Below are 14,904 nucleotides of genomic sequence, written 5' to 3'. Positions count from 1 at the left end.
TGTTTTGCCAGCATATAATTGTCCGATCCCTGGAAAAAACAGGGACAAATTAACAGCGAGCCACGGATCTTTAAAATTTGGTAGTGCTGAAGAAGTTCTGATAATTTTTGTAACAAATGTCTTGATTTTTCTTGTCCTTTTAGGCTAATAAAACAGAATAATCTTGGTTTCAGTCAATAAGGGATCGAGAGAAGGGGGAAAGAAATTCAGCCTTGATTTTGTTTATTTCCTTCCCCATCTTTCATGTTTTCAATCTTATCCTTTAGAAATCTCCCAGAAGGGAATATTCTGACTGGCATCCATTTGCACGCCGTCTACACCATTTTGGACAAAAAGAAATTCTTTATTTTGCCAGAGGGGAATATAAGGTACATCTTCGGCCAGAATTTCTTGCAGTTCTTTAAAGATTGCTTTGCGTTTGACGGCATCGGTTTCTTGGCGTTGTGCGTCGATGAGTTCGTTGACGCGATCGCTATAATAAAATGAGCCTTGAGTTTGAGAACCCCCTTCAGAACAACCCCCTTCTACAGAGCCTTTCTCACAACTTAGAAAGGGTTGCACGTAGTTGTCGGCATCGAGAAAGTCGGGATACCAAAAGACCATTGTTGCTGGATAAATTCCTTCTTTCACATTTTTAAAGAAGGTCGCACCATCAACAGTTTCTGGTTCAATTTTTAAGACTCCTTCTAACTCTTGATCGACAAAGGCTTGTAGTGTTTGGGCGGCGAGGGTACGACTATTAGAAGAAGCGGGAAACCAAATCGGAACAATAGCAGGATTATCCGCAGAATAACCGGCTTTTTCTAATAGTTCTTTGGCTTTCTCAACATTGGCATCGCCATAGACTTTCTCAAAGATGGGTTCGTAAACATCAAAGGAAGTAGGAATTAAACTATATAGTTCATCTGCTTGACCTTGAAGAACTCGTTCGTTAATAAGTTTGCGATTAACAATTGAGGCGATCGCTTGTCGGACTTCTAATTTATCTAAAGGTTGTTGGTTGCGGTTTAAAGAGATGAAACTCACGGCAGTTCCAGGGGCTTCAATAACCTGTAATTTGTCTTCTTTTGTATCTTCTAAAAGGTTAGCAATTTGGTCGGGATCGAGAGATTGCGAGGCAATGTCAACCGCTTGAGTACGGACGGCATTGAAAAGATTGGCGGAGTTATCATTATAAATTTGGATATCTACGCCTTTATTTTTTGGTTTGTTTCCCCAGTATTGTTTAAAAACATCAAGGCGAATGGTATCGCTATTAAATTCTGTGAGGGTATAAGGACCCGATCCAATCAGTTCATTGGGATTAAATTTTCCTTCTCCAATTTCATAGGCTTCAGGAGAAACTGCACAGGTGCCAGAAAAGCCCAATAAGGCTGGAAAAGCAGCAAAGGGTTTTTTCAGTTTAATGATTAAAGTTGTCTCGTCAGGAGCCTCGATCGCCTCAACGATATCTGCGAGAAGAAAGGAAGGTTTTCCGCCATTTTTAATAAAGCGATCGAGGGAAAATTTCATCGCTTCGGCATTAAAAGGAGTGCTGTCATGGAAGGTAACATCGTCTCGCAGAGAGATAGTGTAGGTTAACCCATCTTCGCTAACTTCTGGCATTTCTGTGGCGAGAAGGGGTTTTAAATCCGTAGTACCAGGTTCGTAAGCGTAGAGGGTTTGACAAACATTATAGATGATGGCAGATCCAGCAATTTCATAACTGTCAGCAGGATCGAGAGTCCTAGGTTTATCTGTGGTACCGAGGGTGACGCGATCGCCTCGGGCGGTTGTGGTAGAAGTGGGATTTTCTTGGGAATTCGGGGTTGTGGTATTACAACCGACAACCAAGAAAAAACAGAGGAAAAATAAACTGAAGAAACGTCCCAAGGAAGTTAGCCTTAAAAATCTTTGCTGCATAATTTGGGTTTTAAATTACGTACTTTGGATCTACTGATTCTACAGGATTTTGTTCGAGTAAAAGATACCGCGATCGGATTGCTTTAATTGTAATATCAAAAGGGAATCCAATCGAGCGTATCGATCCATTCTTCAGCGTCGCTGGCTTCCCAAACGATATAAATTGCCTCGGCAATATCTTTAAGAGAGGCAGACGGACGAATCCAGAATAATCCCCAAATTTGTTTTCCCGCGTTCCAATGCTCGCTAAGATGTGCTGGCATACTACTGCGATTATCCGTAATCAATATCCGTCGAGACATTTCCAAATATTCGAGGATGTTAGGGTCAAGAGTGCCCAAAGGTGGGGTTTCTGGTTCTCCAACTCGGAGAATGTCAATTTGCAAATCAAATTGTAAAACGGCTTTTTTCAGACGGAGTGATAAGTTTTCGTCCAATAGAAATCGAGTCTTCATAAACCACGATTTATCTCCGATTGGGAAGATAATTGCAGGTGTTGCTTTTTGCGTTCGGCTTTAATATCTATCATTCGTTGCACGATAAGAGGAGGATTTTGCCTTGCCTTTTGATATTCTGCTTCTTTCTCGCGATGCAGGTGCATAAGGTAAGTATCAAGTTCTGAGCGGTTGTGCAGATAATAAGTAATAGTGGCGTAGATAGTTTCAAGAGCGAGACCAGGGTATTCGATCGCAATTTCGCTGGGTTCGCAACCGTTGAGGAACGATTCGATAATGGTTTCGATGCCTATGCGATGCCCTTTAATCCGAATGTTATCGGGGGCAATAGGTTCAAAGTAATCTTCTAAGTTCATACCGTGCGAGGTTGGGATTATTGTTTTATTTTAGGCGCGATCGCCATTTGTGCTTCCTAATCCTCCAGAAAAGATGCGAGATCGACTGCTATAGTCTTTGCCCGTTAATGCGTAAGTTCTATCTATATGAAATAGTCCTGAGAATTGACCAACCTCTTTTTTTTAGGCGTTTCTGGGCGCGATCGCCATCCAGTGTCGCTAAATAATTGGGAGGTTCCCAGGGGTGAATTAGGGGATAATCTGCGGGATAGAGTAAGGGTCTCCAAAAGCCTTTCCAAAGCCGGAAAATACGGTAGCCGCAGGATTCTAAAAACTCTGAGGCAGGAGTGGGATAACCGTGATGGGATTCAAAGAAAATATCTCGGATTTGTTGGGATTTGAGTGTTTTTTCTGCCCCTTGAAAGGCGGAAAATTCGTGTCCTTCGATATCAATTTTTAAAACTCCTATTTTTAGGTTGCGATCGAGAATATTATCTAATTGATTTAAGTTCACTTCATAAACATTTAAAGTCTCGTCAGCATTTACAGATTCTTTGTTTTCCACGATCGCCGCTTCTCCGCGATTATACGTGGGTAATCTTAACAGTCCCGTTCCAGTTTTATTCGACAGCGCAACTTTTTTGAGTTCAATGGGATTCCAGCCTTTTAAATTCTGCCAAGTTTGAATATTAAACTCTAATTCTTCGTAGATTCCAGGACAGGGTTCAAAGGCAATTACTCGGCCAGATTTTCCGACTCTTTCTGCCATAATTCCTGTCATATAACCAATATTTGCGCCAATATCGATCGCCGTTTCTCCTAGGTCAACAAATCGCCAGATTGCTTCGCTTAAGGCTAAGTCATAAACTCCCATGATCCACAAAGACCATTCGACTTTATCATCGGGATGAGGACGAATGCGAAAGGGAGTTCCCCAAGGTAATTTGATGTCTTTAAATTCATCAAGAGATTGTTGAGGAGGACGACGAAGACGGCGATAAATTTGAATGGGTTGTAGAAAGTATTCAGGGCGATTTAACTTATAGTTGATAGTTGATAGTTGATAGTTGATAGCGTTGAGCATTTTTGATAGTTGATAGGTAAGTAGTTGATAGTTGATAGTTGATAGTTGATAGCTGATAGTTGATAGTTGATAGTTGATAGCGTTGAGCATCTTTATAGTTGATAACTATTTGTTGTTCATTATAAAACTAATTGCATTTTCTTGCGCTTTAATATTCTCTTGGGGCGACCATTTTTCCATACGTTTTTTAGCATTTTTTCCCATCTTTTTTAATTTTTCCTTCTGTGGTATAATCAATTGTAGGGTGGCGCATAGTTTGTCAATATTGCCCCAAGGGTAAATATATCCAGTCTTTCCGGGTTCAACTAATTCTCTCGCACCCACGCGATCGCTAACGATCGCCCCGCATTCGCATAACATCGCTTCATTCACGACAACCCCAAAGGGTTCATATTCCGAGCAGAGACAAAGCAGATCCGCCGCTTTATATACCGCAGGTAATTGACTTTGATTTAAAAAGCCCAAGAACTTGACCCGATCGCCTAATTCCAGTTCTTTTGTTCTCATTTCGAGTTGCGATCGCATTGCCCCATCTCCCACATACAACAAATAACTATTGGGGACATTCGCCCTAGCAAACGCTTCGAGAATGTCTTGAGGGCGCTTCCACGGTTGCAATTTAGCACAAAAGGTGAGGACAGTCGCATCGAGAGGAATTTGCCATTCTTGGCGAACTTGGGCGCGATCGACTTGAGCAGCTTGTGCTAACCACCAATCATTATCGGCAACAAAAGGGGTAATAAAAATGCGTTCCTCGGGAATATCTAAACTGGCGATCGTTTGTTTGCCAAAACGGGTTGAAACTAAAATTGCATCGCCGAGATGGTAAATTTGGGGTAAGAGAAAAGGTTTAATTTTTGCCTTCCACGATCTGCCACTTCGCGAAGATAAACTACTTGTATCTGTACTAAAAATAAAGCCTTTTCCCTGTAGTTTTGCCGCCAATGCCGTCAGCCAAAAACTAGCATAAGCATAGCCGGTATAAACAATAATAACATCGCTTGCTTGGACGAGTTGCATTAATTGAGGGTTAACCAGTCCAAAAAACTTACTCAGTCCAGGCTTAGGAGAAATATTGGGAACGTGGGTCCAAGGGTATCCTTCTAATAAAGGAACATCCCAGGTTACTTCCGTGGCAAAATCGCGATCGCGGTAAGATTCTGCCCCTTCTAAAGAACAATATGCAACCTGAAAATCCCATTTTTGTTTAACCATTAACCGAAATAGAGGGATAATGTAAGGAATGGGATGAGAAACAACAATAAGAATGCGATAAGGAGGAGGATTATTAGCAGAGTTCATCTATAACTTTATTTTTGGCTCTTTGTTCCTCATTGTATATTTTTCGGGTACATCTCAAAAATGTAAATCTGTTTATATTTAAGATTTGAGACGGAAATGGCGATCGCATTAAAACCTCATCACCATCGTCTATAATAGTTTTCCGCGTTGAGTTGACGAAGGAAATGCAACCGATCGCGGTCCCAAAACCCTCTCTAATATCGCCTTACTGCTTCTTTTATGTATCAGTTATTTCAATACCTTTATAAGTATTTAAGTAAAGTTCGTACCCTTTGGCTTGCTCTCTTTTGTTTGGGAACGATTCTTCTCTGGAGTCAAGTTTCCTTATTTTCTGAAAGTTATGCAAAAACCCAGTCTTCGCAATTTCCGAGTGAAATTGCGGCTCAATCTGTCACCAAAATGAAGGTCAAATGCTCAGAAGTTCCCTACGGTAAATCAACAGATCGAAACCAAAAGAAAGCTCAACTGGCAGCCTTACCTCTCAATGAACTCCTTGTCGAGCTAGATCTGCCTCATTTCGTTAGTCCACCAAATCCCGTCGAGGCAACCCAGGTTGGAATAGGTCTATTTGTAGAAGAAATTAGCGAACTTTCTGCCAGTGATAATAGTTATGCAATGGAAGGATTTCTTGATTTAATTTGGTGCGATTCCCGTTTAAACTTCGAGCCCAAACAAGCGGGTTGGCAAAAAGAGATATTCCTCGAAAAGGATGCGGAAAAAAAACTGGAACGGATTTGGTGGCCTGACCTACATTTTATCAATGAAATTACCCCCCGACAAATTGAAAACGAAGAACTCATTATTGAACCCGATGGAACTATAGAATACCAAGAACGGTTCTTTATCACCTTAGCATCAGAGTTTGAGATGCGCCGTTTTCCCTTTGACACTCAAAAACTCTTGCTGGAATTGGAGTCCTTCGCTTGGTCGAGTGATTATCTAGTATTTCAGGTTGAGGAAGATTTCATCGGGTTTTCGTCTGAATTTTCGATACCTGAATGGAAAATTATCAACATTGAAGAGCATTTAGAAACCAAAAGGGGACTGCGAGATAAGAATGATTTTTCTCAACTGGTTGCAGAAATTACCGTTCAACGAGATCCCGGTTCTTATATTACCAAAATCATCATTCCGATGATTACGATCGTTGGTATTTCTTGGTCTGTATTTTGGATGATTGGAGATGGTTTGGCCGATCGCCTTGGAGTTTCCTTTACTGGGGTTTTAACGATTGTTGCTTATCAATTTATCGTTTCGGATATACTCCCCAATCATATTTACAATACCTTTCTAGATGGGCTGATTTTACTATCATTTGTGATGTTAGTTCTCACAATCATTGAAAACATCACAGTTAATATGCTTTGTCTGCAAGGAAAAGAAACTTCTGCTAATTCAATCGACCATTTTTGTCGCTGGCTATTCCCGGTAGCTTATCTGGTTTTTTTAAGTATTTTGGCTCTGATTTATTTGCTTTGATTTCCTCTGACTGTTTCCAGCTAAAGTATTTACTTAAAAGACTGGATTATATTTAAGATTTGAGACGGAAATGGCGATCGCATTAAAACCTCATCACCATAGTCTATAATAGTTTTCCGTGTTGAGTTGACGAAGGAAATGCAACTGAGCGCGATCGCCATCCCGAAACCATCTCTAAATCTTGCTTTAATATTGCTTTTATGTATCAGTTATTGCAACGCTTTTATAAGCATCTAGGCAGAATTCGCACCCTTTGGCTTGCACCCTTTTGCTTGGTAACAATTTTGCTCTGGCATCAAGTTTCCTTATTTTCTGAAAGTTATGCAAAACCCCAGTCTTTGCAATTTCCGAGCGAAATTGCGGCTCAATCTGTCACCAATATGAAGGTAAAATGCTCAGAAGTTCCTTATGGTAAATTAACAGATCAAAGCCAAAAGAAAGCTCAACTAGCAGCCTTACCTCTCAATGAACTCCTTGTCGAACTCGATCTCCCTCGTTTCGTTCGTCCACCAAATCTCGTTGGGGCAACCCAAGTTGGAGTGGGTCTGTTTGTAGAAGAAATTAGCGAACTTTCTGCCAGCGACAATAGTTATACAATGGAGGGATTTTTAAATTTAATCTGGTGCGATCCTCGTTTAAGCTTCGAGCCCAAAAATGCGAACTGGCAACAAGATATATTCCTAGAAAAAGATGCGGAAAAAGAACTGGAACGAATTTGGTGGCCTGACGTACATTTTATCAATGAAGTTGCCCCCCGACAACGTGAAAACGAAGAACTTATTATTGAACCCGATGGAACTGCGGAATATCAAGAACGGTTCTTTATTACTTTAGCATCAGATTTTGAGATGCGTCGTTTTCCCTTTGACACTCAACAACTCTTGCTGGAATTCGAGTCTTTCGCTTGGTCAAAGGACTATCTGGTATTTCAGATTGAGGATAATTTCATCGGATTTTCATCGGATTTTTCGATACCTGAATGGAACATTCTTGATATTAAAGAGCATTTAGAAATCAAAAGGGGACCGCGAGATAAGAATGATTTTTCTCAACTGATTGCAGAAATTACCGTTCAACGAGATCCCGGTTCTTATATTACCAAAATCATCATTCCGATGATTACCATCGTTGGTATTTCTTGGTCTGTATTTTGGATGATCGGAGATGGTTTGGCCGATCGCCTTGGAGTTTCCTTTACTGGGGTTTTAACGATTGTTGCTTATCAATTTATCGTTTCGGATATACTCCCCAATCATATTTACAATACCTTTCTAGATGGGCTGATTTTACTATCATTTGTGATGTTAGTTCTCACAATCATTGAAAATATCACGGTTAATATGCTTTATCTCCAAGGAAAAGAAACTTCTGCCACTTCCATCGACAATGTTTGTCGCTGGCTATTCCCGCTAACTTATCTGGGGTTGCTAGGTATTTTAGCTCTGGTTTATTTGTTTTGATTTCCTCTCCTATATCCTCGAATTTCTCGTAATCTATGAAAAAAATAGTTAAAGTTAAACCCAATTCTAAACGGCAAGAAATTATCGAACAACCCGATGGCAGTTTATTAGTTTATCTCAAGTCTCCTCCTGTGGATGGCAAGGGGAATCAAGAATTAATTAAGATATTAGCAAAACAGTACGGAGTTGCGCGATCGCAGGTGACGATTAAAAGCGGTTTATCTGCAAAAAATAAATTGGTAGAAATTTTATTGACTTAAATTCTCAACTATAAGATAAAATGGAGAGAATTCCCGGATTGTGGAGTTTCATCTCATGCAAGGAATGACCGTTAAAGACCTGGACAAGATTCAAACGAACCTATGCCAAGCAGGGTATGATTACCAACTCGAACTCGAAGACGGAAAAATTATCGTTATGGGTCCTTCTGATATTACCTCAAGTGAAATCGGCATTCGCTTCAGTGCCTTTTTGTTTCTTTGGGTAAATCCTCGTCGTCTTGGACGCATTTTTGATTCATCTGGAGGCTTTATTTTACCCGATACTAATATTAAGGCACTCGATGTTTCCTTTGTCAAAGCAGAAAGATTGCGAAAGAATGTGCGCTATTTTGGCGAATTGGTTCCCGATCTTGTCGTAGAAATTAAATCTCAAAGCGATACTCTAAAACCTCTGAGAGAAAAAATTCAAATGTTTCTGTTAATGGGTGCAACAGTGGGTATTCTTATCGATCCAGATCGCCAAACCGTCACTGTAAATCGACCTAATAGCGACCCAATTTTACTGCAAAATGGAGATATTTTAACCATTCCAGAATTATTTCCCGGTTGGGAAGTCGCGATCGCCGAACTTTGGCCTCCTGAGTTTGATTAAATCGAGAAATAATATTATTCCTCTTCATTAGAAGATGCGATCGCCGCAATATCCTCAATACTCTCAATATATTGAGCATCCATTAAAAAAGCACCCCGAGCAAATTTTACCCCCCAATAACCCCCAGGACGGCGATCGCGCACCGTCCCTTCTTCTCCCACCTTAACCACATCAGGAGGACGCAACATCGGCATCGGTTCCGCAGTTTTAAAATACGGAGGTTGTGCGACTAAACGCACTTTTGCCCCTATTTGAAACTCTTGTTCACTCATTACTAATTAACAATTATGGGACTTGCCAAATTCTGCCATGATATTTCTCCACATCTGCATAAGGATCGACGGGAGGATGATCATGGTTATGATTATGATTATGATCGTGACCGTGGTTATGATGATGATGTCCAGTTTCCGACCCATCCACCGCAGCTAAACGGAACTTGCACATTTCACAATTCATCTGTACCTGACCGAGTTGTGTTTCAATTTCTCGTTCTCGCAATATTTGCAAAAGATGGGGATGAATGCCCATTTCTGGTAAACACGTTATCTCAATATCGGGATTTTGTTCCTGTTGTTGCGCTGAAATGTGGAAAATTTTCTCCATTAATACCCCAGTAAACAAGAAATAGGGTAACACGATGATGCGCTGGGGATTGTAAAGACGGGCGCGGTTAAAGCCTTCTTCTAAACGCGGGTGAGTAATACCGATAAAACAAGTTTCTACGGTTTTATATCCGCTTCCTTCCCATAGCATCCGTGCCATTTTGAACACATCCCCATTAGCATCGGGATCGCTAGAACCTCTTCCTACAAATAATAGTACGGTTTGCGATCGCGGAATTTGCTGGGGATTTTTTTCTGGGCGATCGCACTCAGCCAAGCGTTTTTGCCAAAGTTCAAAAATACCAGGAGAGATGCCAAAATGTCGCCCGTAGTGGAATTTTAATTGGGGATGGCGCGATCGGGCGCGATCTAACTCATTGGTAACATCAAATTTGTTGTGACGTGCCGCAAAGAGGAGAATGGGAACCGCCGACAGTTCCGAATAACCCCGTTCGATGCAATAATCAACTCCATCTTGAATGCTTGGGGTCGTCAGTTCTAAAAAACAAGGAATCACGGGACGAGAAGGATCGATCGCTTCGTAGGCTTTGGCAAAATCAATAAAGGTTTGTCGTCCTCCTTCGTTTCGAGTACCATGACCGATCGCCAGCAGGGGGCGTTGTAGGGGTAATGAGGGGAAGGTCAAAGAAGTTAGAGGCGTTTCCAACATTCAATTTAAACATTTTTGGGCAAGGTGCTTTGCTATCTTATCGGCTTCCTTCTCAAAAGGAAATGCAGGCTAGGGGGATAATTTAGTCACCAGTGACGGTTTATCACTGGCTAAACTTGCTAACTTGGGGCGCAACTACTCATAACGCGGCGAATACTGGGAGACCATTTTGAGGGGTCTTTGGCGTTGGTGGTAAAAGTAGACATATCCTCATTGCTGACGCTATCTTGTTTGAAGCCATTGAGGACGCATCGACAGATTCTTTCTTTTTGTTCTGGGGTGAATTGGGAATTATTAAAGGAAGCGATACAACTTCTCAGGAAAATTCTTTCTCCATTTTCGGTAAAGTCTGCCGATCGCGCTAGGGGAGAAAAGGAAATTGCGGCGATCGCCGCGATGGCTAAAGAAGATGCAAAAATAGGAGGGATTTTGGGTTGAATGTCAAGCATGATCGGTGTAAAAATTCGGTGTTAAAACGGTTTATGATTTTAAGACGATGGGGAAGGGATTAAAGTTGCTGCTAATTGTAGGGCTTCTTCTGGAGTGCTTATTTTGCCGTTAATACGGGCGAGTTGCAGTTGGGTCAGGAGTGTGCCGATCGCGCGGGAAGGTCGCAACCCTAAATGATGAATCAAATCGTTTCCTGTCACTAAAGGGGTCGGATGTGCTACTTGATTATTGGGGTCGAGATACGCATTCACTAAGGGCGCGATCGCATTGGTAGCTTGGGTTTCTTGTAAAACATCGCGACAGGCAGCTACAGCAACTCCAAATACAGCTAAAGCAGGAAAAACATCTCCCACCTCCTGAAAGAAAAAATACTGCGTTTCTAGGCTCATAGGTGCGTTGACGAGGGCGAGAATGGGGGGAAGATGTTGGAGAATATTGAGAACCACGCGAATTTCTGCGCGAGAATAGGTTAGGGTTTCCAATTGCGATCGCGCTATTTTTACCTCTGGGGATACCAAGGAGGCTAATTTTGCCAAACTTAAACTCGAGGTGGTACTACCAATGGGACGATGTAATTCTGCTTCCAAATCTACCCAAATTTTCCCCAATAACCAGGCAGCATGGTCGATCTTGTCGATTTGCTTAATGCTGTCTTCTGTTGCGTTTTCTAAAAATACTGACAGGATACCGTCCTCATAAGCCGCGTGCAACCAGCGATCGCCTTTGGCTTCTGCCAGTAAATAGTTTAACTCCTGGCGAACCCGTTCGGCGGATATTCTCGCAAGATTGGGGGCAAGTTGTCCGATCAAAGTGCGGGTTTTGGAGTCGATGGTAAAGTCAAGTTGGGCGGCTTGACGGTAAGCACGCAGGAGACGCAGGGGATCGTTTTCGAGGTTGACTTTGGCGATCGCGGTAATGACTTTCTTTTCTAGGTCTTTTCTCCCTTTTAGGGGATCGATAAATTTTCTGGTGCGGGGGTTGTAGGCGATCGCATTGATACGAAAATCGCGCCGTTTTAAGTCTTCTTTTAAAGTCCTACCTTGTTGTTGAGCAAAATCCACGGTTCCTGACTCAAAGACTACTCGGGCAATTTGTCTCGTTTCGTCCAAAATAACAAATCCGGCCTGATAATATCTAGCGATTCGTTGTGCCGTTTCTACGGCTTCTGAGGGCAATACGAGGTCTACATCAAAATAGGGATGTTTGCGCCCTAAAAGGGCATTTCGCACGCATCCTCCTACGATATAGACGGGTTGGGGAAGTAGGGACAGGTCAAAGGGTAGATTTTCTGGAGATAGGGACGATAAATTCGGAGTTAAAGGCATGATGATTTGGCAATATGTCCTGCGCTTTAATTCTCTATTTTACCTTATTCTTTTGGGTTTGGAGATGGGTTTGGAGATGGGTTTGGAGATGGGTTTGGAGACCAAACCCCTACGAACATCTTTCGTAAACTTTTTCGCCAGTGAGGAGGAGAAGATTCTAAAATAGAAGCGATTTTTTGACAAGAGAGAACTGAATAAACCGGACGTTTTGCAACAGTAGGATATTCAGCCGTTGTAATGGGAATAACTCGCTCGATCTTCAGGGGAAAATTTAATTGTTGTGCTTCTTCAAAAATAGCAACAGCGAAATCGTACCAACTGGCAACACCACTATTACTATAATGATAAATACCGGTTAAATTTGTCGGAATTTGGGTGATAATATTCGCTAAATCTCCTGTCCAAGTGGGACTGCCAATTTGATCTGCAACAACGCCAATTTCTGCTCTTGCTGCTCCTAATTTTAACATAGTTTTCACAAAATTTCCTTTCCCATACACGCCATAAACCCAACTGGTTCTCAAGATGAGAAAGCGACTACAGTTTTCTTGAATCTCTTTTTCTCCTGCTAGTTTAGAGGATCCGTAAACATTAATCGGATTAACGCGATCGCCTTCCTCATAAGGTATATTTTTATTGCCATCAAAAACATAATCTGTAGAAATATGCAGGAGAAAGGCATTGATTTTTTCTGCTTCTCTGGCGATAACTCGTAGTGCGCTTCCGTTAACTATTTCTGCAATCTGGCGATCGCTTTCGGCTTTATCAACGGCGGTATAAGCAGCACAGTTAATAATAACACTCGGTTGGTAAGCGGCGATCGCCTCTCGAAGGCTTTCGGGTTGGGTAAAATCACAGCGATCGCGGGCTAACGCAACGTAATTTTGTCCGGTTGACTGCAACTTTTTCTCAACTTCTTGTCCCAATTGTCCGGTATTACCGAATAAAAGAATCAATGAACTCATAAGTTTAAAAAATAAACAATATAATTTTCAACTTAAGTAAATAAATCTGCGTCTTTAAAAAGCATTCCTTGTTTATCTTTTTTTGATAAAATGGGATGTTCATCTATAGACCAATCTATTGCTAAGTCCCGATCGTTCCAGAAAAGACAACGTTCGTATTGTGGTGCATAATAATCAGTTGTTTTATAGAGAACTTCCGCAGATTCAGAAAGGACGAGAAAACCATGAGCAAACCCAATGGGAATCCATAATTGATGCCGATTTTCGGAACTAAGAACGCATCCCGTCCACTGTCCAAATGTAGATGAATATTGGCGCAGATCTACTGCAACATCAAAGATTTTTCCAGCAATAACTCGGACTAATTTACCTTGAGGTTGCTGAATTTGGTAATGAAGTCCTCTCAAAGTACGACGTAGCGATCGCGAATGATTATCCTGTACAAACCGAGGAGAAAGTCCTGTGAGTTGAGTAAATTCTCGATGATTATAACTCTCATAAAAAAATCCCCGTTCGTCCTCAAATACTTTGGGGATAATTAACAATACATCGGCAATATTAGTGGGTTGAATTTTCATAAAAAATTGAGTTTAATTACAAAATGTTTCTTCTTCTTGTCGTAAAAAGCGAAGATCGGTAATATTCACCCAATTTTCTGCTTTTTGTTCTCCAGTTTGTAAAATACCATGAACGACGAAAGGTTGAATTTCGATTCCTGCGAGATGGGCATCTTTGTTTAAATTCAGCAATCTTAATTTATAAGTATAACCGTGTAGTTGACCATCGGCAATTAGGGGGATTTTAAAATAGTCATCTTTATGAAATGTTTCGCGATCGCCCAAACGATAAGCAACTTTTAAGGTTTGCGGATAAATTGCGGGAGAAACTGCCAGATTAATAGAGAAATAGGAATAATCTGCCCAACATAAGTTTAAAGGTTGATTATATTCTAAACTGGGAGGTAGTGATTCTACAAACCATTTTTGGGTTGGGAGAGTTTGGGGATCGGAAATTTCTAAACCGGAGATTTTCCAAACATTGCGATCGCGCAACTCGAATTGAAAATCCTTGACGGTTTTAGCTGGAAATACAGGAGATAAGTCTGTATTAGAAGGAATAATCTCAATTTTTTCTTCTGCATCTATTTTTGGGTTTAAATTTAGATCGATGAAAGGATAACGATAAATCCCCACAGTGTCTAAGTTGTTCGTTTTTGCTTCAACTTGCAAATGTAAAGAGATGGTTTGACCCACATATTCAGTGAGAGGAATGGAGAGAGGATACCACGATTGGCGATCGCGTTGCAATGTTTTGCTAATTATGTTGCTTTTTGGCGCATTTTCTGATTCCATTGCAATGGTAAAGGTAACGGGACTCGAACTCGAATGCTGGGAGGCGATCGCAGTCTTAAATTCTGCTTTTTGTATATTTTCAGGAATGTTAAGCGTCCATATAATCTCGCTAGAAGCTGGAATAATTAAATTTAAGTGTTGATAATCTTGCCAAGAAGATTTAGTTTTGCCAAAATCCGAACTCCAGTAAATTAGATGGCGATCGGGACTATCTTGAAAACGAACAGTATCTAAAATAAAGTCTCCTTGTAAAATGCGAGTTTGATGAGGAGAAAACACCGATAATTGATGTTTTTCTAAAGGTTCAGCGAGTTTTTGAATAGCGGTAAAATCACCATAACCTCCTTGAAATAAATGTTCTTCGCAATAAGTAGGTGCGGTTTTATAGCTTTGCAAACAAGCTGCTGCTGCTGGGATTCTTGAAGATAAATAAAATGCTTTATCGATATAAGTGATTCCAGACATTAAATAGAAATAGGTCAAAATAAAGAAAATTAATAAACTCCATATTTGAGCCGATCGCGCTGTAACAAAAGGTTTTAAAATCTTATTTTTTACAATTGCACTTGAATTAGGATTGAGATAAAGAAGATAAGCCAACCCTAAAATTCCGAGCCAAAAATTCATAAAAGGAGTAACATACCAGG

General features: G+C 40.9%; 16 protein-coding genes. 4 read left to right on the top strand and 12 right to left on the bottom strand.

What is annotated here, in order from left to right; genetic code table 11:
* Positions 1-255: 255 nt before the first annotated feature.
* The 5 genes from VB714_RS12120 to VB714_RS12100 form a co-directional block, all read right to left on the bottom strand.
* Positions 256-1,902: an ABC transporter substrate-binding protein gene (locus tag VB714_RS12120; protein WP_323224457.1), complete on the bottom strand. Its 1,647-nt coding sequence runs from the start codon at positions 1,900-1,902 to the stop codon at positions 256-258.
* Between the two features lie 95 nt (positions 1,903-1,997).
* Positions 1,998-2,357, bottom strand: a complete 360-nt coding sequence (locus VB714_RS12115) for a DUF5615 family PIN-like protein (protein WP_323224454.1) — start codon at positions 2,355-2,357, stop codon at positions 1,998-2,000.
* Positions 2,354-2,713, bottom strand: a complete 360-nt coding sequence (locus VB714_RS12110; RefSeq protein WP_323224452.1) for a DUF433 domain-containing protein — start codon at positions 2,711-2,713, stop codon at positions 2,354-2,356. Before VB714_RS12110 ends, VB714_RS12115 begins: the two co-directional genes overlap by 4 nt.
* Positions 2,714-2,831: 118 nt before the next feature.
* Positions 2,832-3,866: an FkbM family methyltransferase gene (locus VB714_RS12105; protein ID WP_323224450.1), complete on the bottom strand. Its 1,035-nt coding sequence runs from the start codon at positions 3,864-3,866 to the stop codon at positions 2,832-2,834.
* Between the two features lie 15 nt (positions 3,867-3,881).
* Positions 3,882-5,078 carry a glycosyltransferase family 4 protein gene (locus VB714_RS12100; protein ID WP_323224448.1) on the bottom strand — a complete coding sequence of 399 codons (1,197 nt, stop codon included), beginning with the start codon at positions 5,076-5,078 and terminating at the stop codon, positions 3,882-3,884.
* A 219-nt stretch (positions 5,079-5,297) separates the two neighbouring features.
* Here VB714_RS12100 and VB714_RS12095 point away from each other — a divergent pair, with 219 nt between their 5' ends.
* From VB714_RS12095 to VB714_RS12080, 4 genes are all read left to right on the top strand, one after another.
* Positions 5,298-6,557: a hypothetical protein gene (locus tag VB714_RS12095; protein ID WP_323224446.1), complete on the top strand. Its 1,260-nt coding sequence runs from the start codon at positions 5,298-5,300 to the stop codon at positions 6,555-6,557.
* A gap of 200 nt (positions 6,558-6,757) precedes the next feature.
* The gene (locus tag VB714_RS12090) at positions 6,758-8,017 is read left to right on the top strand and encodes a hypothetical protein (RefSeq protein WP_323224444.1); all 1,260 of its coding nucleotides are present in this window, start codon (positions 6,758-6,760) and stop codon (positions 8,015-8,017) included.
* Positions 8,018-8,052: 35 nt separating this feature from the next.
* Entirely contained in the window at positions 8,053-8,277 is a 225-nt protein-coding gene (locus VB714_RS12085) for a DUF167 domain-containing protein (RefSeq protein ID WP_204103770.1), read from the top strand.
* A gap of 55 nt (positions 8,278-8,332) precedes the next feature.
* Entirely contained in the window at positions 8,333-8,890 is a 558-nt protein-coding gene (locus tag VB714_RS12080; protein WP_416309661.1) for a Uma2 family endonuclease, read from the top strand.
* Positions 8,891-8,904: 14 nt separating this feature from the next.
* On the opposite strand, the gene sipA is transcribed toward VB714_RS12080, so the two are convergent.
* The 7 genes from sipA to VB714_RS12045 form a co-directional block, all read right to left on the bottom strand.
* Positions 8,905-9,162 carry a regulatory protein SipA gene (gene sipA / locus VB714_RS12075; RefSeq protein ID WP_323224439.1) on the bottom strand — a complete coding sequence of 86 codons (258 nt, stop codon included), beginning with the start codon at positions 9,160-9,162 and terminating at the stop codon, positions 8,905-8,907.
* Between the two features lie 13 nt (positions 9,163-9,175).
* A complete protein-coding gene (locus tag VB714_RS12070) occupies positions 9,176-10,165 on the bottom strand; it encodes a sirohydrochlorin chelatase (protein WP_323224438.1) in 990 nt (329 codons plus the stop codon).
* A 119-nt stretch (positions 10,166-10,284) separates the two neighbouring features.
* Positions 10,285-10,614 carry a hypothetical protein gene (locus VB714_RS12065; RefSeq protein WP_323224436.1) on the bottom strand — a complete coding sequence of 110 codons (330 nt, stop codon included), beginning with the start codon at positions 10,612-10,614 and terminating at the stop codon, positions 10,285-10,287.
* Between the two features lie 39 nt (positions 10,615-10,653).
* A complete protein-coding gene (locus tag VB714_RS12060) occupies positions 10,654-11,940 on the bottom strand; it encodes a CCA tRNA nucleotidyltransferase (protein ID WP_323224435.1) in 1,287 nt (428 codons plus the stop codon).
* Between the two features lie 44 nt (positions 11,941-11,984).
* A complete protein-coding gene (gene rfbD / locus VB714_RS12055) occupies positions 11,985-12,905 on the bottom strand; it encodes a dTDP-4-dehydrorhamnose reductase (protein ID WP_323224433.1) in 921 nt (306 codons plus the stop codon).
* A gap of 32 nt (positions 12,906-12,937) precedes the next feature.
* Positions 12,938-13,483 carry a dTDP-4-dehydrorhamnose 3,5-epimerase gene (gene rfbC / locus VB714_RS12050; RefSeq protein ID WP_323224431.1) on the bottom strand — a complete coding sequence of 182 codons (546 nt, stop codon included), beginning with the start codon at positions 13,481-13,483 and terminating at the stop codon, positions 12,938-12,940.
* A 12-nt stretch (positions 13,484-13,495) separates the two neighbouring features.
* On the bottom strand, positions 13,496-14,904 hold a 1,409-nt coding region (locus VB714_RS12045), incomplete at its 5' end, for a hypothetical protein (protein ID WP_323224429.1).

Origin of the sequence: Spirulina sp. 06S082, assembly GCF_034932145.1 — a bacterium.
Classification (GTDB): domain Bacteria; phylum Cyanobacteriota; class Cyanobacteriia; order Cyanobacteriales; family Spirulinaceae; genus CCY15215.
Note: the sequence above shows the minus strand (reverse complement) of the source record. Positions and strands in the feature narration are given on the sequence as shown.